General features: G+C 65.8%; 24 protein-coding genes. 7 read left to right on the forward strand and 17 right to left on the reverse strand.

The annotated features are described in order from the left end of the window. Positions 1-22: 22 nt before the first annotated feature. The 3 genes from alc to puuE form a co-directional block, all read right to left on the reverse strand. On the reverse strand, positions 23-1,018 hold the full coding sequence (gene alc / locus CXK94_RS07890) for an allantoicase (RefSeq protein ID WP_102893912.1): 996 nt from the start codon (positions 1,016-1,018) through the stop codon (positions 23-25). Positions 1,019-1,097: 79 nt separating this feature from the next. Then, positions 1,098-1,613 carry a 2-oxo-4-hydroxy-4-carboxy-5-ureidoimidazoline decarboxylase gene (uraD, locus tag CXK94_RS07895; protein ID WP_102893913.1) on the reverse strand — a complete coding sequence of 172 codons (516 nt, stop codon included), beginning with the start codon at positions 1,611-1,613 and terminating at the stop codon, positions 1,098-1,100. After that, a complete protein-coding gene (gene puuE, locus CXK94_RS07900) occupies positions 1,610-2,542 on the reverse strand; it encodes an allantoinase PuuE (RefSeq protein ID WP_102893914.1) in 933 nt (310 codons plus the stop codon). Before puuE ends, uraD begins: the two co-directional genes overlap by 4 nt. Before the next feature lie 278 nt (positions 2,543-2,820). On the opposite strand from puuE, the gene uraH reads away from it, so the two are divergent. Continuing rightward, entirely contained in the window at positions 2,821-3,174 is a 354-nt protein-coding gene (uraH, locus tag CXK94_RS07905; protein ID WP_102894068.1) for a hydroxyisourate hydrolase, read from the forward strand. A gap of 386 nt (positions 3,175-3,560) precedes the next feature. Here the strand turns inward: uraH and CXK94_RS07910 are convergent, their stop codons facing one another. Together CXK94_RS07910 and CXK94_RS07915 are read right to left on the reverse strand one after the other, a co-directional pair. Beyond that, positions 3,561-4,187, reverse strand: coding sequence for a LysE family translocator (locus CXK94_RS07910; RefSeq protein ID WP_102893915.1), 627 nt, complete (start codon positions 4,185-4,187; stop codon positions 3,561-3,563). A gap of 78 nt (positions 4,188-4,265) precedes the next feature. After that, positions 4,266-5,612: an NCS2 family permease gene (locus tag CXK94_RS07915; protein ID WP_102894069.1), complete on the reverse strand. Its 1,347-nt coding sequence runs from the start codon at positions 5,610-5,612 to the stop codon at positions 4,266-4,268. A 369-nt stretch (positions 5,613-5,981) separates the two neighbouring features. On the opposite strand from CXK94_RS07915, the gene CXK94_RS07920 reads away from it, so the two are divergent. The 4 genes from CXK94_RS07920 to CXK94_RS07935 all read left to right on the forward strand — a co-directional run bounded on the left by CXK94_RS07920 (position 5,982) and on the right by CXK94_RS07935 (position 9,355). Continuing rightward, positions 5,982-6,737 carry a GntR family transcriptional regulator gene (locus tag CXK94_RS07920; RefSeq protein ID WP_037038398.1) on the forward strand — a complete coding sequence of 252 codons (756 nt, stop codon included), beginning with the start codon at positions 5,982-5,984 and terminating at the stop codon, positions 6,735-6,737. A 199-nt stretch (positions 6,738-6,936) separates the two neighbouring features. Next, a complete protein-coding gene (locus CXK94_RS07925) occupies positions 6,937-7,611 on the forward strand; it encodes a metal ABC transporter ATP-binding protein (protein WP_102894070.1) in 675 nt (224 codons plus the stop codon). A 41-nt stretch (positions 7,612-7,652) separates the two neighbouring features. Further along, positions 7,653-8,471, forward strand: a complete 819-nt coding sequence (locus CXK94_RS07930; protein ID WP_043942349.1) for a metal ABC transporter permease — start codon at positions 7,653-7,655, stop codon at positions 8,469-8,471. An 11-nt stretch (positions 8,472-8,482) separates the two neighbouring features. Continuing rightward, the gene (locus tag CXK94_RS07935; RefSeq protein ID WP_102893916.1) at positions 8,483-9,355 is read left to right on the forward strand and encodes a metal ABC transporter substrate-binding protein; all 873 of its coding nucleotides are present in this window, start codon (positions 8,483-8,485) and stop codon (positions 9,353-9,355) included. A 263-nt stretch (positions 9,356-9,618) separates the two neighbouring features. Here the strand turns inward: CXK94_RS07935 and guaD are convergent, their stop codons facing one another. The 9 genes from guaD to mltF all read right to left on the reverse strand — a co-directional run bounded on the left by guaD (position 9,619) and on the right by mltF (position 22,290). Beyond that, a complete protein-coding gene (gene guaD, locus CXK94_RS07945) occupies positions 9,619-10,926 on the reverse strand; it encodes a guanine deaminase (RefSeq protein WP_102893917.1) in 1,308 nt (435 codons plus the stop codon). A gap of 112 nt (positions 10,927-11,038) precedes the next feature. Then, positions 11,039-11,899, reverse strand: a complete 861-nt coding sequence (xdhC, locus tag CXK94_RS07950) for a xanthine dehydrogenase accessory protein XdhC (protein ID WP_102893918.1) — start codon at positions 11,897-11,899, stop codon at positions 11,039-11,041. A gap of 101 nt (positions 11,900-12,000) precedes the next feature. Further along, a complete protein-coding gene (xdhB, locus tag CXK94_RS07955) occupies positions 12,001-14,397 on the reverse strand; it encodes a xanthine dehydrogenase molybdopterin binding subunit (protein WP_102893919.1) in 2,397 nt (798 codons plus the stop codon). Continuing rightward, entirely contained in the window at positions 14,390-15,838 is a 1,449-nt protein-coding gene (xdhA, locus tag CXK94_RS07960) for a xanthine dehydrogenase small subunit (protein ID WP_102893920.1), read from the reverse strand. The genes xdhB and xdhA overlap by 8 nt, the downstream gene beginning before the upstream one ends. Before the next feature lie 162 nt (positions 15,839-16,000). Next, positions 16,001-16,975, reverse strand: a complete 975-nt coding sequence (locus CXK94_RS07965; protein ID WP_102893921.1) for a 2-oxoglutarate and iron-dependent oxygenase domain-containing protein — start codon at positions 16,973-16,975, stop codon at positions 16,001-16,003. Positions 16,976-17,114: 139 nt separating this feature from the next. Continuing rightward, positions 17,115-18,206: a BMP family ABC transporter substrate-binding protein gene (locus CXK94_RS07970; RefSeq protein WP_102893922.1), complete on the reverse strand. Its 1,092-nt coding sequence runs from the start codon at positions 18,204-18,206 to the stop codon at positions 17,115-17,117. A 348-nt stretch (positions 18,207-18,554) separates the two neighbouring features. Next, on the reverse strand, positions 18,555-19,910 hold the full coding sequence (locus CXK94_RS07975) for an 8-oxoguanine deaminase (RefSeq protein ID WP_037038404.1): 1,356 nt from the start codon (positions 19,908-19,910) through the stop codon (positions 18,555-18,557). Positions 19,911-20,066: 156 nt separating this feature from the next. Next, positions 20,067-20,747, reverse strand: a complete 681-nt coding sequence (locus CXK94_RS07980) for an SDR family oxidoreductase (RefSeq protein WP_037038405.1) — start codon at positions 20,745-20,747, stop codon at positions 20,067-20,069. Between the two features lie 82 nt (positions 20,748-20,829). After that, on the reverse strand, positions 20,830-22,290 hold the full coding sequence (gene mltF, locus CXK94_RS07985; protein ID WP_102893923.1) for a membrane-bound lytic murein transglycosylase MltF: 1,461 nt from the start codon (positions 22,288-22,290) through the stop codon (positions 20,830-20,832). Positions 22,291-22,498: 208 nt separating this feature from the next. Between mltF and CXK94_RS07990 the strand changes: the two genes are divergently transcribed. Beyond that, entirely contained in the window at positions 22,499-22,774 is a 276-nt protein-coding gene (locus CXK94_RS07990; RefSeq protein WP_102893924.1) for a GIY-YIG nuclease family protein, read from the forward strand. Between the two features lie 100 nt (positions 22,775-22,874). Further along, the gene (locus CXK94_RS07995; protein WP_037038408.1) at positions 22,875-23,813 is read left to right on the forward strand and encodes a glutathione S-transferase family protein; all 939 of its coding nucleotides are present in this window, start codon (positions 22,875-22,877) and stop codon (positions 23,811-23,813) included. A gap of 9 nt (positions 23,814-23,822) precedes the next feature. Here CXK94_RS07995 and CXK94_RS08000 read toward each other — a convergent pair whose 3' ends face one another. From CXK94_RS08000 to yejK, 3 genes are read right to left on the reverse strand one after another with little or no spacing between them, the layout of a single operon-like run. Then, a complete protein-coding gene (locus CXK94_RS08000) occupies positions 23,823-24,662 on the reverse strand; it encodes a DUF4344 domain-containing metallopeptidase (RefSeq protein WP_037038409.1) in 840 nt (279 codons plus the stop codon). Beyond that, positions 24,659-25,477, reverse strand: coding sequence for a hypothetical protein (locus CXK94_RS08005; protein WP_102893925.1), 819 nt, complete (start codon positions 25,475-25,477; stop codon positions 24,659-24,661). Before CXK94_RS08005 ends, CXK94_RS08000 begins: the two co-directional genes overlap by 4 nt. An 18-nt stretch (positions 25,478-25,495) precedes the next feature. Then, on the reverse strand, positions 25,496-26,503 hold the full coding sequence (gene yejK, locus CXK94_RS08010) for a nucleoid-associated protein YejK (protein WP_102893926.1): 1,008 nt from the start codon (positions 26,501-26,503) through the stop codon (positions 25,496-25,498). Positions 26,504-26,527 lie beyond the last annotated feature (24 nt).

A 26,527-nucleotide genomic window follows, 5' to 3' on the forward strand; every position in this document is an offset into this window, starting at 1 on the left:
CTGGCCGGTGCCGCCGTTGCAGTTACCGCGCCACCTTGCCGAACAGGCGCAGCCGGCTGACGCCGCCGTCCGGGAAGATGTTCAGGCGCACGTGGGTCACCGGGCCGAGCCTGGCGATCTGTTCGGCGAACGCGTGCTCGGCGTGCATCGAGAGCTTCTGGCTCGGCAGCAGTTCGCGCCAGAACAGGCTCTGGGTCTCGATCTGGCTGTCGGTGCCGCCCTTGACGTAGGCCGCCTGGATCGAGCAGCTGTCCGGGTAGTTGCCCTTGAAGTGCAGGGTGTCGACGACGATGCGCTCGATCTCGCCCGGATGGCCGAGGGCAACGATGACCCAGTCGTTGCCGGGCGTGCGACGGCGGGCGGTTTCCCAGCCGTCGCCCATGTTCTCGCCGCGGTTCGGGTTGAGGATGTTGCTCATGCGGCCGAAGTGCTCGTCGGAGCAGGCCAGCGCGCGACCGCCGTTGAGCGCGGCGGCCAGATCGACCTGCTCGTTGTCGCCGATGGCGCTCCAGTCGCGGAACGGGATGCCGTGCACGCGCAGGCGGGCGACGCCGCCGTCCGGGTAGATGTTGAAGCGCAGGTGGCTGACCGGCTGCTCGAAGGCGATCTCGTGGTAGTGGTGGCTGTTGCCCTGGAGCTCGACGGCCGGGAGGATTTCGGTCCAGACGGTGGCGTCGCTCGGGTCGCCCTCGGCGACGAAGCAGGCCTCCAGCGATGCCGACGGCGGGAAATTGCCGGTGAAGTGGCTGGTGTCGATGTCCACGCCCTTGATCCAGCCCGGCACGCCCAGGCGGATCACCGCATGGTCGTAGCCCTCGAACCGCTTGCGGCGCGACTCCCAGCCGTCCATCCACTTGCCGTTGTCATCGAACACGCCCTCCTTCCATACGGCCGGCGTCGGCTGGAACAGCCGGTTGACGTCGGCGAACCAGTCGTCGGTGACGGAAATGGCGCGGGTGCCCAGGCGGGCGTCGGCCAGGTTGACGTATTTCTCGAAGGGTACGGCGTAAGCTTTCATCGCGATCTGCCTTGAATTGAGTGGAGCGGCTTCTGCCTTTATTGCCTGTGTTGCGGTGTTGCCTGTTTGCCCATGCCGGCTACATGGCCTGCAGTCGGAACAGGGCGATCTTGTTGATCTCGGCCAGCGCCGTGGCGAATTCCTGCGCGGGCGTGTTGTGGATACGCTCCTCGAAGGCGGCCAGGATCTGGTGCCGGTTGCTGCCTTTCACCGCCTTGATGAAGGGGAAGCCGAACCGGGCCTTATAGGCGTCGTTGAGTTCGGTGAAGCGGGCGAATTCCTTGGCGCTGCACTCATGGATGCCGGCGCCGGCCTGTTCCGAGGTGGAGGAGGCGGTGAGCTCGCCGCGGATGGCGGCCTTGCCGGCGAGGTCCGGGTGCGCGTTGATCAGCGTCAGCTGGGCCTCGTGCGGCGCGCCGAGGAGGACGTCGGCCATGCGTCGGTGCAAGGCGTCGATGTCGTCGAGGCTGGCGTCCACGCCGCGGTCGTAGGCCTGTTCGGCGACCCAGGGCGAGTGCTCGTAGATGTCGGCGAAGGCGGCGACGAATTCGTCGCGGCCGAGCTGGGACGGGGTCAGGGTCTGGAAGCGGCTCATTGCGCGCCCTCTTGCTTGAACGGGTGGGTGGCGTGCCAGTGGCGGGCGATATCGGCGCGGCGGGCGAACCAGACGCCGTCGTGGCCCTTCACGTAGTCGATGAAGCGCGCCAGCGCGGCGATGCGTGCCGGGCGGCCGAGCAGGCGGCAGTGCATGCCGATCGAGAGCATCTTCGGCGCGCCGTCGCGGCCTTCGGCGTAGAGCACGTCGAAGGCGTCCTTGAGGTAGGTGAAGAAGTCGTCGCCGCTGTTGAAGCCCTGCACCTGGGTGAAGCGCATGTCGTTGGTGTCCAGCGTGTAGGGGATCACCAGGTGTGGCCTGTCCGGGGTCGATTCCGGGTCCCAGTAGGGCAGGTCGTCGTCGTAGGTGTCCGAGTCGTAGAGGAAGCCGCCTTCCTCGCGCACCAGGCGCCGGGTGTTGGGGCCGGTGCGCCCGGTGTACCAGCCGACCGGGCGCTCGCCGGTCAGCTCGGTGAGGATGCGGATGGCCTCGAGCATGTGTTCGCGCTCGGTGGCCTCGTCCATGTACTGGTAGTCGATCCAGCGGTAGCCGTGGCTGCAGATTTCGTGGCCGGCGGCGGCCATCGCGCGGATCACCTCCGGATGACGCTGGGCGGCCATGGCCACGGCGAAGATGGTCAGCGGGATATCGTGGCGCTCGAACAGCTTGAGCAGGCGCCAGACGCCGGCGCGGCTGCCGTATTCGTAGAGCGACTCCATGCTCATGTGGCGCACGCCCTGCAGCGGCTGCGCGGCGACCATCTCGGAGAGGAACGCCTCGGACTCCTTGTCGCCGTGCAACACGCAGCGCTCGCCACCTTCCTCGTAGTTGAGCACGAAGGACAGGGCGATGCGGGCCTCGCCCGGCCAATGCGGATGGGGAGGGTTGCTGGCGTAACCGATGAGATCGCGTGGGTAGTCGGCGCTCACTGTGATGCTTCCTGTGTGGCGGGTCGTGAAGGGGCGACCGGATGTTAAGATTGTATACAAAACGATTTGCGCTTTGTAAATAAGAAATTTACCGCCCGTTGCCTCCGCTTGTCCGGCGAGGCGCGCCAATCCACGTCGTCCTCCGCCGGAAGGCCCAGCAGGAAGCGGGCCAGCTTGTGTCTTTATTATTGTGTACAAGATTATTGTGAAATTGTCTTGAATGGTTGCGCGCGCATGCTATGCTCCAGCGCATTCCATCCATCGAAGCGGAGGTGCCCGTGGGCCGTTTGACCACACACGTACTGGATGCTGCCCACGGTTGTCCGGGCAGCGGTATCAAGGTCGAGCTGTATCGCGTCGAGGCGCAGGGCCTGGAACTGGTCGCCACGCGCGAAACCAATGCCGACGGTCGTTGCGACAGTCCGCTGCTCGAAGGCGACGCCTATCGCTCGGGTGTCTACCAGCTGCAGTTCAGTGCGGGCGACTACTACCGCCGCCGTGGAACCGCACTGGCCGAGCCGGCGTTCCTCGACGTGGTGGTGCTGCGTTTCGGCATCGATGCCGGGCAGGAGCATTACCACGTGCCGCTGCTGATCTCGCCTTACAGCTATTCCACCTACCGGGGTAGTTGAATCCGTTTACCGTGCAACGACTCTCCCTGAGTCCCTTTACCCGCCCGCGTGGCGGGTTTTTTGTGGCGATGTTCCCGTTACGTGCTGCAGGGGCTGGTTGGAAGTGTCTGCCCCGGACGTGTGTGCAACCGCTCGATGTTCGATCGGGCGCACGCCGGTAGGCTGGCGCAGGTAGGTTGGCGCTGAGCGCAGCGAAGCCCAACAGGCACCGGTAGGAACCTGTTGGGCTTCGTCGCTTCGCTCCTCAACCCAACCTACGAACCCCGACCCACCCTACGCTCCTCAGGCTGCGCGCCCGGGTATGGCGCCCAGGCAACACGCAAGTGGGACACGGCCTTTTTGGGGGGAAGGAAGGCGCCTTTTCGGGCCGTGCCAGGTAGCGGGCTTTACCGGCTCAACAACGACGCCGTTCCCGCGCCCCCGAACAGGGCGGCGCTGATGCGGTTGAACCAGGCCTGCCCCTTGCCGGTGCGCAGATAGCGCGCCGCTCCCTGCGCGCCGAACCCGTAGGCCAGCTTGCAGCACAGGTCCAGCACTGCCCAGGTCACGATCATCACCAGCAGCTGCGACAGCAACGGCTGCCCCGCGCTGAGGAACTGCGGCAGGAAGGCGGCGAAGAACAGGATGTCCTTCGGGTTGCTGCCACCGAGAATGAAGGCCCGGCCGAACAGCCGACCAAAGCGCGGGGCCTGCGCCGGGCTCTCGATCTCGCGCGCCGCGGGTGCCTGGCGCGCCTCCTGCCAGCTCTGCCAGGCCAGGTAGAACAGGTACAGCGCACCGACCAGCTTGAGCGCGCTGAACAGCCGCTCCGAGGCCAGCAACAGCGCGCCGAGGCCCAGCGCCGAGGCGCTGAGCAGGGCGATGGAGGCTGTCACGCCGCCGAGGAAGGCCGGCCAGGAGCGGCGCACCCCGTAGTTCAGGCTGTTGCTGATCATCAACAGCGACAGCGGGCCGGGGATGAGGATCACCACCAGCGCCGCACCCGCGAACAACAGCCACATCTCCAGGGCCATGAGGGCCTCCTATAGCCAAAGCAAAAGCCCCACCGCAAGGCTGTGGGGCCGTGGTGAGCCGGGCGCTGCCGGCCCGGTTCAGAGAAACGCGAACTTGGCGATGAATATGACACAGAGCGCATACAGGCTGATCGACACCTTGTCGCGCTGGCCGGTCAGCAGCTTGAGCGTCGCATAGGTGAGAAAGCCCAGGGCGATGCCGTTGGCGATGGAAAAGGTCAGCGGCATCATCACCACGGTGACGATCGCCGGGATGGTGTCGGTGAGGTCTTCCCAGTCGATGTGCGCCATGCCGCTCATCATCAGCATCGCCACGTAGATCAGCGCGCCGGCGGTGGCGTAGGCGGGGATCATGCCGGCCAGCGGGGCGAAGAACATCGCCGCGAGGAACAGCACGCCGACGGTGATCGCGGTCAGCCCGGTGCGCCCGCCGGCGGCGACGCCCGAGGCGCTTTCCACGTAGCTGGTCACCGGCGGGCAACCGACGAAGGCGCCGACCACGCTGGAGGTGCTGTCGGCTTTCAGTGCGCGGGACAGATTCTGGATCTTGCCGTCCTCGTCGACCAGCTGTGCACGGTGCGCCACGCCCATCAGCGTGCCGGCGGTGTCGAACATGTTCACGAAGAGGAAGGCGAGGATCACACTGATCATCGCCACGTCGAGCGCGCCGGCGATGTCCATCGCCAGCCAGGTCGGTGCCAGGCTCGGCGGCATCGACACCAGGCCGTTGTACTCCACCAGCCCCAGCGCCCAGCCGATGCCGGTGACCGCGAGCATGCTGACCAGGATCGCGCCGAACACGTTGCGGTGGCTGAGCACGGCGATCAGCAGGAAGCAGATCGCCGCCAGCAGCGCCGAGGGTTCGCCGAACGAGCCCATGGTCAGCAGCGTGGCCGAGCTGTCGACGACGATGCCGGCGGTCTTCAGGCCGATCAGCCCGAGGAACAGGCCGACCCCGGCGCCCATGGCGAAGCGCAGGCTCATGGGGATGCTGTTGAGCAGCCATTCGCGGATGCGCGACAGGCTCATGATCATGAACAGCACGCCGGAGATGAACACCGCGCCGAGGGCGATCTGCCAGCTGTAGCCCATCTCGCCGACCACCGTGTAGGTGAAGAAGGCGTTCAGCCCCATGCCCGGCGCCAGGCCCACCGGCCAGTTGGCGTACAGGCCCATGAGGAAGCAGCCGAGCGCGGCGCCGATGCAGGTGGCGACGAACGCCGCGCCGTGATCGACGCCGGCGTCGGCCATGATGTTGGGATTGACGAAGATGATGTAGGCCATGGTGACGAAGGTCGTCAGGCCGGCGAGCAGCTCGGTGCGGATGCTGGTGCGGTGCTCGCTGAGCCTGAAGAAGCGGTCGAGCCAGCCGGGTGCCTTGTGCTGCAGGTGCGCAGCCTTGTGTTCCTGCTTGATGCTTTCCACTGGGTGTTCCTCATCGTTCTTGTTGTCGATCACCCGGAGCGCAAGTACTCCCGAGGGGCGGGTGATGGTAGGCGCATCCTGTTCCGGTAGTTGACCGAAAGGTCAGAAATGCTCACTGGATTATGCGTTTGTATACAAAAAATGCAAACGATGAAACGGAATAAGCAGCCGTTTTGTCGGAAACACTGGTGTCGAGTCGACATGCGGCAGCTATTCAGGGGCTTTAGCGGAAGTCCCAGGAAGGCGTAAAAAGTTGATTGTGCACAATGTATGCGGCTTTTCTTCGCTTTATTTTGCTCGGCGAACTGCCCGTCGCTGCGTGAACGCAGTAAAGTTCTGCCTTGCCGATACCTCATATGCGAGCCCCCGATGAACGAACAATTGCAGCCCCTGAAGAAGCCGGGCAAGACCGGCAAGACTCGCACCGGGACGCAGGACGATATCGTTTATGCGCACATCTTCGACGCCATCCTCGAGCAGCGCCTGGCACCGGGCACCAAGCTCAGCGAGGAAGCGCTGGGGGAAATCTTCGGCGTCAGCCGCACCATCATCCGCCGCGCGTTGTCGCGCCTGGCCCATGAGGGCGTGGTGCTGCTGCGGCCCAATCGTGGCGCGGTGGTCGCCAGCCCGAGCGTCGACGAGGCGCGGCAGATCTTCTTCGCCCGCCGCCTGGTGGAACGTGCGATCACCGAGCTGGCGGTGCAGCATGCCAGCGACGAACAGCTCGCCGAGCTGCGGCAGATGGTGACGGACGAGCGCGACTGCTTCGCCCGCGGCGACCGCGGCGCGGGCATCCGCCTGTCCGGCGAGTTCCACCTCAAGCTCGCCGAGGCGGCGAAGAATGCACCGCTGGTGAGTTTCCAGCGCAGCCTGGTGTCGCAGACTTCGCTGATCATCGCCCAGTACGAGAGCGGTAGCCGCTCGCATTGTTCCTACGACGAGCACAACGAGCTGATCGATGCCATCGCCGCGCGCGACAGCGACCGGGCGGTGAGCCTGATGATGCATCACATGGATCACATCGACAGCAAGCTCAACCTCGAGGAAGACAGCGCCTCGAACGACCTGCACGCGGTCTTCTCGCACCTGACCCTGATGAAGAAGAAGGCGCGGACGGCCCGCTAGCCCGCTCTCCGCGGTTCCTCCTCGGAGCCTCCGCGAATTCATCGCGGTGCTCCGGATTCATCGGGTAGCCGCTTCGCATCAGCTTCCCGCCGCGCCGCTTCACGGTAGTACGCTTTGTTCGTAATGTTATGTTATAACTTCTATCTTCTGGCGGTGAACCTTGCCACACGTCGTATCGGACGGCGCGGAGATGGAGTTTGTGATCGTGATCGAATGCCATGACTTGCAGTGGGGCGCCGGCGGGCGTGCGCTCACACCGCCTCTCAACCTGCAACTGCCTGCCGGCAGTCTGACGGCGGTGATCGGCAGCAATGGTTCGGGCAAGAGCAGCCTGCTCAGGGCATTGGCCGGTTTGGATCGCCCCCTGGCCGGTCACATTCGAATGAGCGTGGCGCGTCCGGGCGGTGTGGCCTATCTGCCGCAGCAGCAACAGATCGACCGGCAGTTTCCGATACGTCTGCTGGAGCTGGTCAGGGGCGGTTTCTGGGGCAGTCGGCTCGGCCGTAGCGAACGCCAGGCTCGGCTACGTCAGGTATTGGCCGATTGGGGCTTGCTCGATCTGCAGACCCAGGGCCTGCACGCGCTGTCCGGTGGGGAGCTGCAGCGGGCGCTGCTGGCCCGGATGAACCTGACCGATGCGCAGGTACTGCTGCTCGACGAACCCGAGGCGGCACTCGACGAGACCGGTCTCGATCTGCTCTGGCAGCACCTCCGACGCTGGCAGCAGCAAGGCAGAACGCTGGTGCTGGTCAGCCACAACCTCGACCTCCTTCGGGAGAAGCGCTGCAACGCACTGCGTATCGCGCGCAGCGGCTGCGTCGCAGCGCCGATCGATCAGCTACTCGATCGTGATCCGCTCGGGCGAGTGGCGTGACGGCCGATCTGCTCTGGAGCCCCTTTGCCGAGTTCGCCTTCATGCGCCGCGCGCTGCTCGGCGGCGTGGCGCTGGCCTGCAGCGCGGCGCCGCTGGGTGTCTTCCTGATCCTGCGGCGGATGAGTCTGATCGGCGATGCCATCGCCCACGGCATCCTGCCGGGTGCGGCGCTGGCATTCTGGCTGTTCGGTCTCAGCCTGCCGGCCCTGACGCTCGGTGGGCTGACCGCCGGGCTCGGCATGGCCGGCGCAGCGGCCTGGGTCAGCCGCCGTACCGGCTTGCGCGAAGACGCCAGCCTCGCCGCGCTTTATCCCATTTCGTTGGCCAGCGGCGTGCTGCTGCTCGGCCTGGCGGGACGCAAGCTCGACCTCTTGCACCTGCTGTTTGGCTCCGCGCTGGCCGTGGACGCCGACACCCTCAGCGGCATGCTCGCCACGGCGGCGTTCAGCCTGCTGGTGCTGGCACTGATCTACCGCGCCCTGGCGCTGGACAGCCTGGACCCGTTGTTCCTGCGCAGCGTCAGCCGAATCGGGCCACTCGCCCATGCGGGCTTTCTGACACTGGTGGTGCTCAACCTGGTGATCGGCTTCCAGGCCATCGGTGCGCTGATGGTGGTGGGGCTGATGATGCTGCCGGCTGCGGCCGCGCGCTTCTGGAGCCGACGCCTGCCCGTCCTGTTGCCGCTGGCTGCGCTGCTGGGCGCCCTGTGCGTATGGCTGGGGCTGCTGCTGTCGTTCTACGCCAGCCTGCCCAGCGGGCCGTGCATCGTCCTGCTCGCGGGGGCGTTCTACCTGATTTCAGTCGTTGCGGGCCCGGTATATGGCCTGCTGCGTTCGCGCGCTTCAATCCAGACCGTCTGAGGTATCAACCCATGCGTTACCTGTTTCTATTGTTGGCCCTCTGGCTGCCCCTTTCCCTGCAGGCGGCCGAAAAGATCAGCGTCGTGACCAGCTTCAGCATCCTTGCCGACATGACGCGGGAGGTCGGTGGAGAGCATATTGAACTGACCAATCTGGTCGGTCCCGACGCCGACGCGCACCTTTATGAACCCAGCCCGGATGATGCCCAGGCCTTGCTCCGCGCCGACCTGATCATCGCCAACGGGCTGGGCTTCGAACCCTGGCTGGAGCGCCTGCTGGCCAGCAGCGAGCCCAAGGGCAAGCGGATCGATGCCAGTGCGGGTGTCGTGCCTCTGATGCTGGAAGAGGAGGGCGAGGCGGTGCCTGACCCTCATGCGTGGCAGAGCCTGACCAATGCCGAAATCTACGTGCGCAATATCGCCAAGGCGCTCATGGCGCTCGATCCGGCGCATCGCAACGACTATGAGCGGCGTCGTGACGCCTACCTGAGCCGGCTACACGCGCTGCTGAAGAAGGCCGATACCCGTATCGGCAGCCTGCCGGCCAGCCAGCGCAAGGTCGTGACCAGCCATGACGCCTTCGGCTATCTGGGGCAGGCCTGGCAGCTCCGGTTCATCGCGCCGCAGGGGCTGTCGACCCATGACGAACCCTCGGCCGCCGACGTGGCCGCGTTGATCCGCCAGCTCCGCGAGGAAGGGGTGAGGGCCGTGTTCGTGGAGAACATTCGTGATCCGCGGCTCATCGAGCAGATCGCCGAAGAGGCGGGCGCCACGGTCGGCGGCACCCTGTACTCCGATGCGCTGGCCAGCGCAGGGCCGGCCAGCACCTACCTCGGCATGTTCGAGCACAACCTCGATACGCTGATGCAGGCGTTGCAGCCCTAGGGTCTGTTGCCGTTTCATCGCGAGCCGCGTTGCTGCGAGAAATAGCCCCCGGTTAGGCGCAGGACGCAGGTAATGGTCATTCCCTTGCCAAGTCCTGCAACGACAGCGGGGGCTATTTCCCGCGCAACCCGAAGGGCCGGGCCTGTTTTACCGCGATGCGGCGTTACTCGATGGCTCATTTAGCCGACTAAACTTCGCATCTCGTGCCTTGCCTCGCGGTAAAACAGGCTCCGGCGCGGCCGCGAATGAAACGGCAACAGACCCTAGCCAGCCTTGCGATGCACCGAGACGCCGGCGGCGAAGGTTTCCTTCACCGCGCGGTCGTCGCCGAGGATCATCAGGGCGAAGAGCTTTTCCTGCAGGGTCGTCGCCTGGCTCAGGCGATAGTCGATCAGCGGCGTCGCCTTGTAGTCGAGCACCACGAAGTCGGCCTCCTTGCCCGGCTGCAGGTTGCCGATCCGGTCGTCCAGATAGAGCGCCCGCGCGCCGCCAAGGGTGGCGAGATAGAGTGCCTTGAACGCGTCGAGCTTCTGGCCCTGCAGCTGCAGCACCTTGTATGCCTCGTTGAGGCTGGCGAGCTGCGAGAAGCTGGTGCCGCCGCCGACATCGGTGCCCAGGCCGACGCGCACACCGAAGCCTTCCACCTTGGCCAGATCGAACAGGCCGCTGCCGAGGAACAGGTTGGAGGTCGGACAGAACGACACCGCCGAGCCGGTCTCACCGAGGCGTTTGCACTCGTCGTCGCACAGGTGGATGCCGTGGGCGAACACCGAGCGCGGGCCGATCAGGCCGTGGTGGTCATAGACGTCCAGATAGCCCTTGCGCTCGGGGAACAGCTCCTTGACCCACTCGACCTCCTGCTTGTTCTCGGAGATGTGGGTGTGCATGTACAGCTCGGGAAATTCGGCGAACAGCTTGCCGGCCAGGGTGAGCTGCTCCGGCGTGCTGGTCGGGGCGAAACGCGGGGTGACGGCATAGTGCAGTCGGCCCTTGCCGTGCCAGCGCTCAATCAGCTCGCGGCTGTCGGCGTGGCCGGACTCGGCGGTGTCGGTGAGGAACTCCGGGGCGTTGCGGTCCATCAGCACTTTGCCGGCGATCATCCGCAGATTGCGCTTCTCGCACGCCTCGAAGAAGGCGTCCACCGACTGCTTGTGCACCGTGCCGAACACCAGCGCGGTGGTGGTGCCGTTGCGCAGCAGCTCGCCGAGAAACAGCTCGGCCTGCTGGCGGGCGTGGGCCATGTCGCTGAAGCGGCCCTCGTTGGGGAAGGTGTAGGTTTCGAGCCAATCCAGCAGCTGCGCGCCGTAGGAGCCGATGACGCCGACCTGCGGGTAGTGGATATGGGTGTCGACGAAACCCGGAGTGATCAGCGCGTCCGGGTATTCGACAACCTCGGTGCCGGCCGCCAGGGTCGGCAGCAGCTCGGCGGCGTGGCCGATGCGCGCGACCTTGCCGTCCTCGACGACCAGCAGGCCGTCCTCGAAGTATTCATGGGATTGCTCGATGCCCACTTCGCGCGGGTCGGCGAGGCAGTGGAGCAGGGCGGCACGGTAGGCTTTGGCTTGGGGCATGACGGTTCTCGGAATCGTTGTATGAATACGGTGCGGCATTGTGGGAGGCCCGACCTCGGGGCGAGCTTTTCAGCCCGTTTCGCCTCCCACGGGAAGGAGAATGGCCGGGTGATCAGCTAGCCTGAGAGCGCCGCGAGGCGGGTATCAGCATCGGCACGGGTTTTTCGCCGTCTGCGGTCTTCTCCCCACCCTTTTCACCGAAATGCGCGTTGTAGGTGGCGATCACCTCGCCGGCGATGGACACGGCGATCTCCACCGGCAGCTTGCCCTTCACTTCGGCGATGCCCATGGGGCAGCGCATGCGCTGCACGGTCTCCGGCTGGAAGCCGCGGTCCCGCAGACGGTGTTCGAACCTGGCGCGTTTGCTCTTGGAGCCGATCAGCCCGTAGTAGGTGAAATCGTTGCGCGAAAGGATCGCGGCGGTCAGTTCCAGGTCGAGCTGATGATTGTGGGTCATGACGATGAAGTAGCTGCCGGCGGGCATGTTATCCACTTCCTCGAGCACATCGTCGTTGACCACCTTTTCCACGCCGCGCGGAATCTCGGCGGGAAATTCGTTATCGCGCGAATCGATCCAGCGCACCTTGCACGGCAGGCTGGCCAGCAGCGGCACCAGCGCGCGCCCGACATGCCCGGCACCGAACACGGCGATATGCGCCTGCGGCTGGCCCATGGGCTCGAACAGCAGCACCGTGGCGCCACCGCAGCACTGGCCGAGGCTGGCGCCGAGGGAGAAGCGCTCGAGGCGGGTGTCACGGCTGCGCTTTTCCAGCATTTCACGGGCGATCTGCCGGGCCTTGTACTCCAGGTGGCCGCCGCCGATGGTGTCGTACAGGCGCTCACGGCTGACCACCATCTTCGAGCCGGCATTGCGCGGCGTGGAGCCGCGTTCCTCGATGATGGTCACCAGTACGCAGGGTTCGCCTTGTTGTTGCAGGTCGGCGAGTGCTTCGATCCAGGCCGTGTTGCTCATGGTTCTGTCCTTCGTATCGCCCGGTGGCGAGTGCAAAGCGTCGCCACCGGGACGTTCGTGTTGCGCTAACGGTGGACAAGCAAAGCGTTGTCCACCCTGCGTCAGGCCGGGGTGGTCTCCGTTGCCGCAGACTTGCTCGCCGCCTGCTTCAACCTGCGCATCTGTTCCACGCCCCAGAGCACGCGCTCGGGGGTCGCCGGAGCATCGATCTGCGGCTGCGCCCGGTAGTCGGCCAGGCTCGCCACCGCATCCTTGATCGCGCACCAGACCGAAATGCCGAGCATGAACGGCGGCTCGCCCACGGCCTTGGAGTGGAACACGGTGTCTTCGGGGTTCTTGCGGTTCTCCACCAGCTTGACCCGCAGATCCAGCGGCATGTCCGCCACCGCCGGGATCTTGTAGCTGGCCGGGCCGTTGGTCATCAGCTTGCCCTTGTCGTTCCAGACCAGCTCTTCCATGGTCAGCCAGCCCAGGCCCTGGACGAAGCCGCCCTCGACCTGGCCGATGTCGATGGCCGGGTTCAGCGAGGCGCCGACGTCATGCAGGATGTCGCTGCGCAGCATCTTGTATTCGCCGGTCAGGGTATCGACGATCACTTCCGAGCAGGCCGCGCCATAGGCGAAGTAGTAGAACGGCCGCCCGCGCGCCTGACTGCGGTCGTAGTAGATCTTCGGCGTGCGGTAGAAGCCGGTGGACGACAGCGAGACCTGGCCGAAATAGGCCTGCTGGATCAGCTCCTCGAAGCTGATGTAGTGGTCGCGCAGGCGCACCTGGCCGTTCTTGAACTCGACGTCTTCCTCGAAGATCTGCCACTTGCGTGCGGCGAACTCCACCAGCCGCTGCTTGATGGTCTGCGCCGCGTTCTGCGCCGCCTTGCCGTTGAGGTCGGCGCCGCTGGAGGCCGCCGTCGGCGAGGTGTTAGGCACCTTGTCGGTGTTGGTGGCGGTGATCTGGATGCGCTCGATATCCACCTGGAACACCTCGGCCACCACCTGCGCCACCTTGGTATTCAGGCCCTGGCCCATCTCGGTGCCACCGTGGTTCAGGTGGATGCTGCCGTCGGTGTAGACGTGCACCAGCGCGCCGGCCTGGTTGAGGAAGCTGGCGGTGAAGCTGATGCCGAACTTCACCGGCGTCAGCGCCAGGCCCTTCTTCAGGATCGGGCTTGCGGCATTGAACGCGCGGATCGCTTCGCGTCGCTTTGCATAGTCGCTGCTGGCTTCCAGCTCGGCGGTCATCTCCTCGAGCATGTTGTGCTCGACGGTCTGGTAGTAGTGGGTGACGTTGCGCTCGGTCTTGCCGTAGTAGTTGCGCTTGCGCACCTCGAGCGGGTCCTTGCCCAGCTCGCGGGCCACCGCGTCCATGATTTCCTCTATGGCGACCATGCCCTGTGGGCCGCCGAAGCCGCGGTAGGCGGTGTTCGAGGCGAGGTTGGTCTTGCAGCGATGGCCATTGATGGTGGCGTCGCCCAGGTAGTAGGCGTTGTCGGAGTGGAACATGGCGCGATCGACGATCGAGCCGGAAAGGTCCGGCGAGTAGCCGCAGTTACCGGCGAGATCGATCTCGATGCCGTGCAGCAGACCGTCATCGTCGAAGCCGACGTCGTACTCGACGTAGAAGGGGTGGCGTTTGCCGGTCATGGTCATGTCTTCCATGCGCGGCAGGCGCATCTTGGTCGGCCGGCCGGTGAGGTGCGCGATCACCGCGCACAGGCACGCAGGTCCCGCGGCCTGGGTTTCCTTGCCGCCGAAGCCGCCGCCCATGCGGCGCATGTCGATGACGATCTTGTTCATCGGTACGCCGAGCACTTCGGCCACCAGCTTCTGCACCTCGGTGGGGTTCTGCGTCGAGGTATAGACGATCATGCCGCCATCTTCGCTGGGCATGACCGAGGACACCTGTGTCTCCAGGTAGAAGTGCTCCTGCCCGCCGATGTGCAGCGAACCCTGCAGCCGACGCGGCGCGCTGGCCAGGGCGGTGGCCGAGTCGCCGCGCTTGTGGGTGTGGCTGTCGAGCACGAAGTGCTTCTTGTGCAGCGCCTCGACCACGTCGAGCACCGGCTCCAGATCCTCGTATTCGATGATCGCGGCCATCGCTGCCTTGCGTGCGCTTTCCAGGCTGTCGGCAGCCACGGCGATCACCGGCTGGCCGATGAACTCGACCTTGCCGTCGGCCAGCAGCGGGTCGCCGGGCATCACGGCACCGATGTCCAGCTGGCCCGGCACGTCCTTCGCCGTGATAGCGATGGCTACGCCCGGAATCTGGTAGCAGGGCGCGGTGTCGATGCGGACGATGCGGGCGTGGGCGCGCTCGCTCATGCGGGCATAGACGTGCAGCTGATTGGGAAACTCCAGCCGGTCGTCGACGTAGACCGCCTCGCCCGAGACATGCTTGGGCGCGCTGTCGTGCTTGACGCTGCGACCGACGCCGGTGACCAGGTCCTGGGTGAACAGCGCCGCGATTTCTTCCTGGGTGCGGGTGGTTACGTGGTTAGACATAAGCGGTCACCCTCGTCTCGGTCTTCGGTGCATGTTGTTCGAGGAAGCACTTGCGCAGCAGGTTCTGTGCGACCAGCAGGCGATACTCGCGGCTGGCGCGGAAGTCGGTCAGCGGCGTGAAGTCTTCGGCCAGGGCATCGCAGGCCGCCTCCACGGTCTGCTGGTTCCAGGGCGCGCCGTTCAGGGTCGCCTCGCAGGCCGCGGCGCGCTTGGGAATCGCCGCCATGCCGCCAAAGGCGACCCGGGCATCGGCGACCACGCCATCGGTGATCTGCAGGTCGAACGCGGCGCAGACAGCGGAGATATCGTCGTCCAGTCGCTTGGAAACCTTGTAGGCGCGGAACAGGCGATCCGGTGTGGCGCGGGGCACCCGTACCTTCTCGATGAATTCCCCGGGCTGGCGCGCGGTGACCTTGTAGTCGATGAAGTAATCCTCGAGCGGCAGGGTGCGGCTGCTGGCGCCCTTGCGCAGGACAACTTCGGCACCCAGGGCGATCAGCAGCGGCGGCGAGTCGCCGATCGGCGAGGCGTTGCCGATGTTGCCACCGAGCGTGCCCTGGTTGCGGATCTGCAGCGAGGCGAAGCGCTGCAGCAGCTCGCCGAAATCCGGGTACTCGGCGGCCAGCGCAGCGTAGCAGTCGGTCAGCGGGGCGGCTGCACCGATCTCGATGCTGCTGTCAGTCACCTCGACCTTTTTCATCTCGGCGATGTGGCCGACGTAGATCATTACCGGCAATTCGCGATGGAACTGGGTGACTTCCAAGGCCAGGTCAGTGCCGCCGGCCAGCAGCCGGGCGTCCGGGTTAGCGCTGTAGATGTCGGCCAGGTCGCCTACCGTCAGCGGCGACAGGCAACGCTTGTCACCGCTGTTCAACTCGGCGGTCTCACGCGGTTCGATGGCCTTGAGTTGGGCGATGGTCTCGGCTTCGTGGGCGTCGAACTGGTCCGGCTGCTTGGCACAGCAGGCCTGTTCGGCGGCTTCGAGGATCGGCCGGTAGCCGGTGCAGCGGCAGAGGTTGCCGGCCAGGGCTTCGTGGGCCTGGTGCGGATCGTATTCATTGACCGCGTCGGTATTCTTCTGCAGGGCGAACAGGCTCATGACGAAGCCCGGCGTGCAGAAGCCGCACTGCGAGCCGTGGCAGTCGACCATCGCCTGCTGGACGCTGTGCAGCCGGCCCTGGTCCTTGAGGTCTTCGACGCTGATCAGCTGCTTGCCGTGCAGCGCGGAGACGAAGGTCAGGCACGAGTTGAGGGTGCGATAGCGCAGGCGGTCGCCCACCAGTTCGCCGACCACGACGGTGCAGGCGCCGCAATCGCCGGAGGCGCAGCCTTCCTTGGTGCCGGTCTTGCCGCGGTATTCGCGCAGGTATTCGAGCACCGTGGTGTTGGGATCGAGCGCGCTTTCGCTGCGCACTTCCCGGTTGAGGAGAAACTGGATCAAGGCGAGGCCTCCGGCTGTTCTTCTTGTGAAGCGAAAACTAGCGGCATCTGACTTTTCGGTCAACTAATTCCTGACTCAAAAGTCAATGTGGCCGACGAGCGCACCTTCCGGACGGAAACACCGCGGCTGCCGTCCGGGGTCTTTACTTCAAGTTAAGTTGCTTCAGGCGTTCTCGGCCTGCATGTCGCGACGATAGGCGTAGGTCTCGGCGAAGCGCGAGAGCATGTACCGGCTGCAGGTGGTGCTCGGGTATTTCGGCGGGTTGGTTTCGTCGTAGCAACCGGGCAGGCAGGCGATCTCGGTGTCCGGATGCGGTTCGGCGAAGAACGGCATGGAGTAGCGGTCCACGCCCAGCGGGCTGATCACGCGATGGGGCGTCGACTTGTAACGGTCGTTGCTCCAGCGCGCCATCATGTCACCGATGTTGACCACGTAGGTGCCCTCGATGGGCGGTGCGTCGATCCACTCGCCCTTGACGTTCTGCACCTGCAGGCCGCCGGCCTGGTCCTGATGGAGCAGGGTGACGCAGCCGTAATCGGTGTGCGCGCCGGCGCCTTGCTGATCGGCGCTGGTGGCCGTCTGCCGGGGCGGGTAGTGGATCATGCGAAACACACTGATGGGCTCGACGAAGCGCTTGTCGAAGAAGTCGCGCTCGATGCCCAGGGCGAGTGCGATGGCACGCAGCAGCGTGCAGGCAAGGTCCTGCATGTCGCGGTAGTGCCCTTCCATCAGCTCGGTCCAGCCTTCGATCTGTAGCGGATGACGGTTGGGTCCGCGCAGCGGTTTGCCGGCCAGCACCTCCGGATGATCGGCAGGCATATGGAAACCCATGTCGAAGGTTTCCTTGAGGTCGCACGGCTGGCTCGGGTCCAGCTGCTCGGTGGCGACGGCACCGTAGCCGCGGTGGTGCTGGCTCTTGGTGATATCGATCTTCAGCTTTTCGTCGGCGGGCAGGGCAAAGAAACGCTTGGCATGGTCGGTGAGGGTGGCGATGCGCTCGGCGCTGATCGGGTGACCCTTGATATAGAAGAAGCCCCACTCGCGGCAGGCGCGGTCGATGGCCTCGGCGACGGCCAGATGGCCGGCTTCGTCGGCGTTATAGAGCGGGGCAATATCGATGATGGGCAGTGAGTTCATGGCTGACTCCGGGTACGGCGCCGCCGGTCTTCTCGTACCGGCGGCCTTCGAGGGCAATGCCCCCTGCGTGCGGTTCGCCCGAAGGCGGGACGGCACGCGAGATTCCGCAGTGCGCCGGTGGGGCCGGCGCGGGTGACGCTTACTTCGGCATTTCAGCCTTGACGCCTTCGACGTAGTAATTCATCGAGGCGAGGTCCTTGATGCTGGCGGTCTCGCCCTCGGCGATGCGCACTTCGCCAGCCTGGTCCTTGATCGGGCCGGTGAACGGATGGAATTCACCGCTCTTGATGCGGGCGATGATCTGCTCGGCCTCGGCCTTGACGTCGGCAGGCACCAGATCGCTGATCGGCAGGCTGATGCTGTCCTGTGCCAGCCCGCCCCAGAAGTCCTCGGATTTCCAGTTGCCGGCCATTACCGCTTCGGCGGACTTGGTGTAGTGCGGGCCCCAGTCGTTGACGATGGAAGTCAGCACGGCCTTGGGCCCGAAGTGCTGCATGTCCGAGGCGTAACCGACGGAATAGACGCCACGGCGCTCGGCGGCCTGGATCGGTGCCGGGCTGTCGGTGTGCTGGAAGATCACGTCCACGCCCTGGTCGATCAGCGCGTTGGCGGCATCGGCTTCCTTGCCCGGATCGAACCAGGTGTTGACCCACACCACCTTGATCTCGGTGCCGGGGTTGTACTTGTCCAGCGCCAGCTGGATCGAGTTGATGTCGCGGATCACTTCCGGAATCGGGAAGGAGGCGATGTAGCCGACCTTCTTGCTCTTGGTCATCTTCGCCGCGAGGAAGCCGCCGACGTAGCGGCCTTCATAGGAACGGGTCAGGTAGGTGCCGACGTTCTTCGCCTGCTTGTAACCGGTGGCGTGCTCGAAGGTGACCTTGGGAAACTGCTTGGCGACCTTCAGCGTGGGGTTCATGTAGCCGAAGGAGGTGGTGAAGATTAGGTCATAGTCGCTCTTGGCCATGTTGCGGATGACCCGCTCGGCATCGGCCCCTTCCGGCACGTTCTCGACAAAGCTGGTCTTCACCTTGTCGCCCAGCTTCTCTTCCATGTACTTGCGACCCTGCTCATGCTGGTAGGTCCAGCCGTGGTCGCCGATCGGACCGATATAGACGAAGCCGACCTTCAGCGGATCGGCGGCCGAAGCGGCGGCCGTGGTGAGAGCGGCGCTGAAGCCGATCGCTGCGGCAAGGGCGCGCAGCATGTTTTTCCGTGTGTGTTTCTGCATGGGGGTGACGCTCCTTCTGGCTTTGCTGGCAAAGCATGGTTTTGGCTTGAAGCGTAGTAGCAAAAAGCTGACCAACTAGACAAAAACCTTCGGTGTGCGGAAATGCGTGGCATGTAGCTTGCGCCCGATGCGGTACGGGGATTCGCCTTTGGTGCGCCGGCCGCCCGTCACGCCCCGAGAGGGTGCAGCCGTGGGCGCGGAGGGGCCGTCCGCGGTGCACGATGAGGCGTGTCTCCGCGTGGATGGCTTCGGCCATCCACCCTACGTTCAGCATGGCGCGTGCGGAACCGTAGGGTGAAAAACTCGCGAAGCGATTTTCCACGCGGGACGCCACGCAAAACCATCGCTTCAGCCGGCCACCAGCTGCCGGGCTGCCTGCTGGTGATCGGCGATCAGCCCGGCGACGTCCAGCCCTTCGATCTGGCCCTCGATCACGCGCCACTTGCCGCCGATCATTACCCGATCGGCACGGTCGGCGGCGCATAGCAGCAATGCGGCGATGGGGTCGTGGCTGCCGGAGAAGCGCAGTTCGTCGAGCTTGAACAGGGCCAGATCGGCCTGCTTGCCGACCGCCAACTCGCCGATGTCGCTGCGCCCGAGCAGGCGCGCGGAGCCGCGGGTCGCCCAGCCGAGTACCTTCTGCGGGGTGATCTTCTCAGCGCCGTAGCGCAGGCGCTGGATGAACAGCGCCTGACGCGCCTCGAGCATCATGTTGGAGGCGTCGTTGGAGGCCGAACCGTCCACGCCCAGGCCGATGATGGCGCCCTTGTCCTCGAGCTCAAGCGTGTGGCAGATGCCGGAGGCCAGGCGCATGTTGGAACTCGGGCAATGGCAGATACCGACACCGGCTGCACCCAGGCGGTGAATTTCCACCTGGTTGAAATGGATGCCATGGGCCAGCCACGTTCGCGGGCCGAGCCAGCCGACGCTCTGCAGGTAGTCCACGGTGCGCATGCCGAAGCGTTTCGCGCAGAACTCCTGTTCGTCCAGGGTCTCGGCCAGATGGGTATGCAGGCGCACGTCGCGTGCTTCGGCCAGCTCCGCGCAGGTCCGCATGATGTCGGTGGTGACCGAAAACGGCGAGCAGGGCGCCAGGGCGATCTGGATCTGCGCGCCGTCGCCGCGTTCGTGGTAGCGGTCGATCAGCCGCTCGCTGTCGGCGAGGATGGCCTCGGCGTCCTGCACCACGCTCTTGCAGGGCAGACCGCCGTTCTCCTTGGACAGGTTCATCGAACCGCGGGTGAGCATGGCGCGCATGCCCAGTTCGCGGACGGCCCCGACCTGGATGTCGATGGCGTCCTCGAGCCCGCCCGGAAACAGGTAGTGGTGATCCGCCGCCGTGGTGCAACCGGACAGCAGCAGCTCGGCCAGCGCCACCTTGCTCGCCAGCTGCAACGCCTGCGGCGTCAGCCGCGCCCAGACCGGGTAGAGGGTCAGCAGCCAGTTGAACAGCGGCTCGTTGACCACCGGCCCCCAGGCGCGGGTCAGGGTCTGGTAGAAGTGGTGATGGGTGTTGACCAGCCCCGGCAGCACCACGTGTTCGCGGGCGTCGAAGGTCTCATCGACCGGCCGGGCAGGGGAAGTGCCAGCGGCGAGCAGCTCGACGATGACGCCGTTCTCGACCACCAGCCCGCCGGGGGCCGGTTGGTCGTTGGCGGTGAAAAGGGCGAGGGGGTTCTTGATCCAGATGCGCTCAGCAGGCATGGCCGGCTTTCTCCTGAAGGGTTGGGTTCAGAGTAGCCAGCTCAGTTATGCCCTGTCTGCTGATCCAGGGGGCGCCCGGTCGGGGGACGCGGCGCGGCTGGAAAGATAACCCATTCGCTGGATTTTGCCAGCATGCGCCGGCGCTGGCTGCAGCCGCTACCAGGGCAGCGGGTCGCCCTGGTAGTCGATGAAACGATGCCCGCCCTGGCCGGCCGCCCGGGTGACCTGCTCGACCAGCCCCTTGCAACTGGTCGCCACGTCCAGCGGCGCTTCGTCGCCGCCCATGTCGGTACGTACCCAGCCGGGATGCAGCGACAGCACGCTGATGCCGGTCTCGCCCAGTTCGGCGACGAAGCTGCGCGTCAGGTGGTTGAGGGCCGCCTTGCTGGCGCCGTAGAGCGACATGCCCATGCCCGGCCCGGACTCCACGCTGCCCATGATCGAACTCATGAAGGCGATCACCCCGGCATGCGGGTCCACCAGCGGCAGCAGGCGCTCGGCCAGGCGGATCGGCGCCACGGCGTTGGTGGCGAACAGCTCGCCGATCTCGTCGCGGCTGGCCTGGCTCGCCGGCTTGTCCTTCGGCCCGGTGATGCCGGCGTTGATATGCAGCAGGTCGAGCCGCGTGCCGGCCAGGCGCTCGGCCAGTGCCTCGATGCCGGCGGCGTCGGTGATATCCAGCGCCTCGATCCGTACGCCGGCCAAGGTCTGCAGGTGCGGCGCACGCTGTGGCTCGCGCACGCTGGCGATCACCTGCCAGCCCGCATCGTTCAGTTGTTCGACCAGGCCAAGGCCCAGGCCACGGGAGGCGCCGATGACGAGTGCGGTCTTGCTCATGGAGATGTCCTCAAGCGGGCGGCGAAAGGGCAAGGATAGCGCGTGATGGGCGTGGGGGCGCGCTGTCTTAGCGTGCGACGACTCAGAGCGGCGGCAGGTCTTCCGCCAGGTCGGTGGCGTAGATGCCGGGGATGTGCAGTTCGCTCTGCACCAGTTGCTGGCCCTCCATCTGCGGCTGGGTCACCCAGGTGAGGATGTCGTAGTAGCGGCGGATGTTGGCGACGAAGTGCACCGGCTCGCCGCCACGGGCATAGCCGTAGCGGGTCTTGCTGTACCACTGCTTCTGCGCCAGGCGCGGCAGCATCTGTTTCACGTCCAACCACTTGTTGGGATCGAGCCCTTCGGCCTCGGCCAGCTTGCGGGCATCTTCCAGATGGCCGCCGCCGATGTTGTAGGCGGCCAGGGCGAACCAGGTCCGGTCGGGTTCCAGAATGCTTTGCGGAAGGCCCGCATGCACCTGGAGCAGGTATTTGCCGCCACCCTGGATGCTCTGTACCGGATCCAGGCGGTTGGTGACGCCCATGGCATTGGCCGTGCGCAGGGTCAGCATCATCAGGCCGCGCACGCCGGTCTTGGAGGTGGCCTCGGGCTGCCAGTGGGATTCCTGATAGCCGATCGCCGCCAGCAGCCGCCAGTCGAGGCCGTGTTGCCTGGCGGTTTCGCGGAAGGTCTTCTCGTAGCGTGGCAGGCGCTGCTGCAGATGCTTGGCGAAGGCGTAGGCGCCGACGTAGCCGAGCACGTCGACATGGCCGTAGTAGCGTTCGCGCAGACGCTGCAGGGTGCCGTTCTGCTGGGCCTGGTCGAGAAACGCGTTGGCCGCCTGCAGCAGGCTGTCGTCCTCGCCCTTGGCGACGATCCAGGCCAGGCTGTTCTGCTCGCCAAGGTCGAAACCGGCGCGGATATTGGTGAAGTACACCTGGTTCATCGACAGTTCGTTGGATTCGACCAGGGTCAGGTCGATCTGGCCTTCGTCGACCATGCGCAGCAGGTCGACCACCTCGACCGCATCGGATTCCTCGTAGCGCAGCTCCGGCAGCTCGGCCTGCAGGGCCGCGAGCTTCTCCGCCTGGCTGCTGCCCTTGAGCACCAGAATGCGCTTGCCGACCAAGTCCTCGGGGCGGGTCGGCCGGCGCTGGCCGTTGCGGTAGACGACCTGGGTGGTCACGTCGAGGTAGGAATGGGTGAAGCGCGCCAGCGCCTGGCGGCCCTCGCTGGCCACCAGCCCCGCTGCCGCGAGGGCCGGGCCGCCGGGGCGGTTCAGGCGAGTGAAGATTTCCTCGATGCTGTCGGCGCTTTCGATCTGCAGCTCGACGTCCAGGGTGCTGGCGAAGCGCTTGACCAGTTCGTACTCGAAGCCGGCTTCGCCGTTGCGGTCCTGGAAATAGGTGGAGGGGCTGTTGCGGGTGATCACGCGCAGGACGCCTTCCTCCTGTATGCGCTCGAGCTCGCTGGGCTTTTTCGCACAGCTGCCGAGCATCAGGAAGATTCCGGTCGCCAACAGCCAGATGGCGCAGCGCTTGCGGAACACGGTTTGGGCAAACATCGGCGCAGTATACGCAAAGGCGAACCGCCACCATATCTGGACAGCGAAGCGGCTCTCTGTTAAGCGACGGCCTGTCCGGATGCGCGATCGAGTGGCCGGCGGCGCGTTCGTGGCCCTGTCTCGCGCGGTTGCAGAACGAGCGGGGCCCTGCAGCCTGGATGTTCGCAGCGAGTCCGGCATAATGCCGGGCCCTGGAGATCTTTACCCAATGTCCGACCTCGAGCCCAAGCCCTGGTTCGTCTATCTGGTGCGTGCCGCCAATGGCGCGCTGTACTGCGGTATCAGCGACGATGCGCAACGGCGCTTCGCCGAGCACCAGCGTGGGCGGGGCGCGCGGTTCTTCCATTCCAGCCCGGCGCAGGCCCTGGTGTATGTCGAGGCCTGCGCGAGCAAGGGCGATGCATTGCGCCGGGAGATCGCCATCAAGCGGCTGAACAAGCGTGCCAAGGAGCGGCTGGTCGCCCGTGCCGCCGAGGTCTCGTGAATGACGGCTCAATCAGCCGGTGGGCTCGTTCGCAGGGACCGTCTAAGCTGATGGCGTTCGAACCCCGATCCTCTACCCGAAAACCTGGCGGAGCCCTGTCATGCACGAGCTGATCCTGCACCACTATCCCACCTCGCCGTTCGCCGAGAAGGCCCGCCTGCTGCTGGGGTTCAAGCAGTTGTCCTGGCGTTCGGTGATGATCCCACCGGTCATGCCCAAGCCGGATCTGACCGCGCTGACCGGCGGCTACCGGCGTACGCCGGTGCTGCAGGTCGGCGCCGACATCTATTGCGACACCGCGCTGATCGCCCGTCGCCTGGAGGCGGAGAAGGTCACGCCGGCGCTGTTCCCCGAAGGCCAGGAGTTCAACGTCGCGGTGCTCGCGCAGTGGGCCGATTCGGTGCTGTTCCTCAATGCGGTGAGCCTGGTCTTCCAGCCCGAATCCATGGCCCTGCGCTTCGCCCAGGCACCCAAGGAGTTCGTCCAGGCGTTCAGCAAGGACCGCGCGCAGCTGTTCAGCAACGGTACGGTGACCCGCGTGCCGCTGGAGCAGGCGAAGAACGACTGGCCCACCTTGATGGCGCGTCTGCAGCAGCAACTGGCCCGTGAGGAGGGCGAATTCCTGTTCGGTGCCGCGCCTTCGCTGGCCGACTTCGCGGTAGCGCCGTGCCTGTGGTTCCTGCGTGCCACGCCGGTGACCGCGCCGTTGGTGGACGACTACCCGGAGGTCAAGGCATGGCTGGACAAGGTGCTGGGCGTCGGCCACGGCTCCCACAGCGAGCTCTCCGCCGAGGATGCGCTGCGCATGGCGCGCGAGGCGGACCCCGTGGCCGTGCCGGAGGAACCGTTCGCCGAGCCCAATGGCTTCCATGAGGGGCAGCGGGTGGCGATCAGCGCGGTGGACTACGGTGCCGATCCGGTCGAAGGGGAGTTGGTCTTCGCCGGTGTCGAGGAGTCGATCCTGCGCCGCACCGACGATCGCGCGGGCGTCGTGCATGTGCATTTCCCACGCATCGGCTATCGCATCGAGGCGTGCTGACCGCGCGTGTCATGGCCTGCTTTCGCGCAGGCGCGGCAGCTCCTCGGCGAGTTCGCGGAAATAGGCCAGGCGTTCGTAGCAGAGCGTCAGCTCGCCGCCGATGCGGTTGAACCAGGCATCCGGCGCGCCGCAGGTGGTCATGCGCAGGGTCAGGTCGCGGGGCAGGTCGAAGGCTTCGCTGGCCTTTCTCGCGACGGCCTCGAGTTCGCCGCTGGCGCGGATTTTCCTCAGCAGTTCGGCCCCGCCGGGCAAGTGGCCGGGCGGGGTGTCGTAGACCACCTGGATGCGATGGCGCAGTGGTTGCTCGTCGCGCCGCTTGAAGTGTTCGCGAAACCAGCCCACCGCATGGGCGACCTGCTGGTATTCCTCGGGGCAGTAGAGCGCACGTTCCACCGGCAGCCCGCTCATCTCCAGCACCCAGTCCAGGCGGTCCGGGTCGCTGCCGTAGGCCAGGCAGGCGATGTTGTAGAAGCGCTGGGCATCCAGCGCGTGGCTGTCCCAGACGGGCACCGGCGTGCCGGCTTGCTCGGCGTTCTTCCACTCCAGCCGCCAGTAGTCGGCGACATCCATCAGCTTGGCGTAGAACTCGGCGCTGTGCTGTTCCTGCTGCAGCAGGAACAGCCCCATGAAGCCGAGCTGGTCGGCGGCATCTTCCTCACGGCCGAGGATCGGCAGTTGCAGTTCGCTGATCAGCAGGTGCCCCATCTCGTGCATCAGCGTGAATTCGGCATTGGCGACGGTAAAGCGAACCGCGTCCATCGCGGGCGGGGCCGGCGTCTCCCGGTCCTGCGCCGTTGCCGCCAGCGGCAGGAACGACAGCAGCAGGAGCAACAGGCGTCGCCGGTTCATCGCATGCGCTCCAGATCGGCATGGCTGAACGGCGCCGGATGCGCCGGCCAGTCGAGGGCCAGGCGTTCGAATTCGCGCGCCAGCAGGCTGGCGACGATCAGGTCGCGCAGCCAGCGGTGGTCAGCGGGGATCACGTACCAGGGAGCCGCGTTGCCGTGGCTGACGCTCAGCACGTCGGCCCAGCTGGCCTGGCGCTCGGCGAAGTGGCGATGCCCCTGCAGGTCGTCCAGGGTCAGTTTCCAGCGCTTGTCGGGCCGTTCGAGGCGCTGGTGCAGCCGGTGTTTCTGCTCGTCGACGGATAGCTGCAGATAGCACTTCAACGGCCGGACCCGTAGCGCCGGCAGTTGCCGCTCGAAGTCCGCGATCGCCACCTGCCGCGCGGGAATATCCGCGGCGCCGCACAGCCCGTCGCGCAGGTCGCTGACCAGTGCCTCGTAGTAGCTGCGATTGAACGCGCCGAGGATGCCCGGGGCGGGCAGGCGCTGCCGGTAGCGCCAGAGAAAATCGTGGCGGCGCTCATCGGCGCTCGGCGCCTGGAAACTGCAAGGCGCCAGGCCGAGCGGGTCGAGGCCGCCGAGCACGCGGCGGATGACGCCGTTCTTGCCGGCACAATCCGGGCCCTGCAGCACCAGCAGCAGGGCATCCCGGCGGTTGGCCCAGAGCATGGTCTGCCGCTCGCGCAACCAACCCTTGAGCGCCGCCAGCCGGGCCTGTGCCTGCGGCTTTTCCAGGCCGTAGCGGCGGGCCGGGTCGCGCGCCAGCGGCGCCGCGGGATCGCACAGGCAATCGTCGAGAACGGTGTCCGGCAGGCGCATGGCGGCTCCTCGGCTGCGTCAGTCCTTGCGGCGCTTGAGCTGGTCCTTCAGCTGGGTCGGCAGCTGGCGGATGATCAGCATGTCGCGGGCCTCGTCGTACTCGATCTTCGACCCCAGCAGGTGCGATTCGAAGCTGATCGACAGCCCCCCGGCGCGGCCGGTGAAGCGGCGGAACTGGTTGAGGGTGCGCTTGTCCGGCGGAATCTCCGGCGACAGACCGTAGTCCTTGTTGCGGATGTGGTCGTAGAAGGCCTTGGGGCGTTCCTCGTCGATCACCCCGGAGAGCTCTTCCAGGGTCATCGGCTCGCCGAGCCGGGCCTGGGTGCTGGCGTAGTCGACCAGGGCGCTGGTCTTCTCGCGGGCCTGCTCTTCGGGCAGGTCCTCGCTCTCGACGTAGTCGCTGAAGGCCTTGAGCAGCGTGCGCGTCTCGCTGGGGGCGTCGACACCTTCCTGGCAGCCGATGAAGTCGCGGAAGTATTCCGAGACCTTCTTGCCGTTCTTGCCCTTGATGAAGGAGATGTACTGCTTCGACTGCTGGTTGTTCCGCCACTCCGAGATGTTGATCCGCGCGGCCAGGTGCAACTGGCCGAGGTCCAGGTGCTTGGCCGGGGCCACGTCCAGCGATTCGGTGACGGCCACGCCTTCGCTGTGGTGCAGCAGGGCGATGGCCAGGTAGTCGGTCATGCCCTGCTGGTAGTGGGCGAACAGCACGTGGCCGCCGGTGGAGAGGTTGGATTCCTCCATCAGCTTCTGCAGGTGCTCGACGGCCTGGCGGCTGAATGTGGTGAAGTCCTGGTTGCCCTCCAGGTACTGGCCGAGCCAGCCGCTGAAGGGGTAGGCCCCCGATTCCTCGTGGAAGAAGCCCCAGGCCTTGCCCTGCTTGGCGTTGTAGCTTTCGTTGAGGTCGGCCAGCAGGTTTTCCATGGCCTGTGACGCGCCCAGCTCCGAATCGCGGGCATGGAGCACGGCTGGGGTGCCGTCCGGCTTTTTCTCGATCAAATGAACAATGCAGTGGCGAATCGGCATGGGGAACTCGTCAAGGGGTGGCTG

The sequence above is a fragment of the Stutzerimonas stutzeri genome (assembly GCF_002890915.1).
Lineage (GTDB): Bacteria > Pseudomonadota > Gammaproteobacteria > Pseudomonadales > Pseudomonadaceae > Stutzerimonas > Stutzerimonas stutzeri_AF.

Excerpts from the sequence above, each read along its gene's own strand:
- CXK94_RS07965 (WP_102893921.1), bottom strand. The coding sequence starts at position 16,975 with ATGAACTCACTGCCCATCATCGATATTGCCCCGCTCTATAACGCCGAC.
- CXK94_RS07995 (WP_037038408.1), top strand. The coding sequence starts at position 22,875 with ATGCACGAGCTGATCCTGCACCACTATCCCACCTCGCCGTTCGCCGAG.
- CXK94_RS07935 (WP_102893916.1), top strand. The coding sequence starts at position 8,483 with ATGCGTTACCTGTTTCTATTGTTGGCCCTCTGGCTGCCCCTTTCCCTG.
- CXK94_RS07970 (WP_102893922.1), bottom strand. The coding sequence starts at position 18,206 with ATGCAGAAACACACACGGAAAAACATGCTGCGCGCCCTTGCCGCAGCG.
- CXK94_RS08000 (WP_037038409.1), bottom strand. The coding sequence starts at position 24,662 with ATGAACCGGCGACGCCTGTTGCTCCTGCTGCTGTCGTTCCTGCCGCTG.
- CXK94_RS07930 (WP_043942349.1), top strand. The coding sequence starts at position 7,653 with ATGCGCCGCGCGCTGCTCGGCGGCGTGGCGCTGGCCTGCAGCGCGGCG.
- guaD (WP_102893917.1), bottom strand. The coding sequence starts at position 10,926 with ATGCCCCAAGCCAAAGCCTACCGTGCCGCCCTGCTCCACTGCCTCGCC.
- CXK94_RS07990 (WP_102893924.1), top strand. The coding sequence starts at position 22,499 with ATGTCCGACCTCGAGCCCAAGCCCTGGTTCGTCTATCTGGTGCGTGCC.
- mltF (WP_102893923.1), bottom strand. The coding sequence starts at position 22,290 with ATGTTTGCCCAAACCGTGTTCCGCAAGCGCTGCGCCATCTGGCTGTTG.
- xdhB (WP_102893919.1), bottom strand. The coding sequence starts at position 14,397 with ATGTCTAACCACGTAACCACCCGCACCCAGGAAGAAATCGCGGCGCTG.
- yejK (WP_102893926.1), bottom strand. The coding sequence starts at position 26,503 with ATGCCGATTCGCCACTGCATTGTTCATTTGATCGAGAAAAAGCCGGAC.
- xdhC (WP_102893918.1), bottom strand. The coding sequence starts at position 11,899 with ATGAGCAACACGGCCTGGATCGAAGCACTCGCCGACCTGCAACAACAA.
- uraD (WP_102893913.1), bottom strand. The coding sequence starts at position 1,613 with ATGAGCCGCTTCCAGACCCTGACCCCGTCCCAGCTCGGCCGCGACGAA.
- CXK94_RS07920 (WP_037038398.1), top strand. The coding sequence starts at position 5,982 with ATGAACGAACAATTGCAGCCCCTGAAGAAGCCGGGCAAGACCGGCAAG.
- CXK94_RS07975 (WP_037038404.1), bottom strand. The coding sequence starts at position 19,910 with ATGCCTGCTGAGCGCATCTGGATCAAGAACCCCCTCGCCCTTTTCACC.
- alc (WP_102893912.1), bottom strand. The coding sequence starts at position 1,018 with ATGAAAGCTTACGCCGTACCCTTCGAGAAATACGTCAACCTGGCCGAC.
- CXK94_RS07910 (WP_102893915.1), bottom strand. The coding sequence starts at position 4,187 with ATGGCCCTGGAGATGTGGCTGTTGTTCGCGGGTGCGGCGCTGGTGGTG.
- CXK94_RS07980 (WP_037038405.1), bottom strand. The coding sequence starts at position 20,747 with ATGAGCAAGACCGCACTCGTCATCGGCGCCTCCCGTGGCCTGGGCCTT.
- CXK94_RS08005 (WP_102893925.1), bottom strand. The coding sequence starts at position 25,477 with ATGCGCCTGCCGGACACCGTTCTCGACGATTGCCTGTGCGATCCCGCG.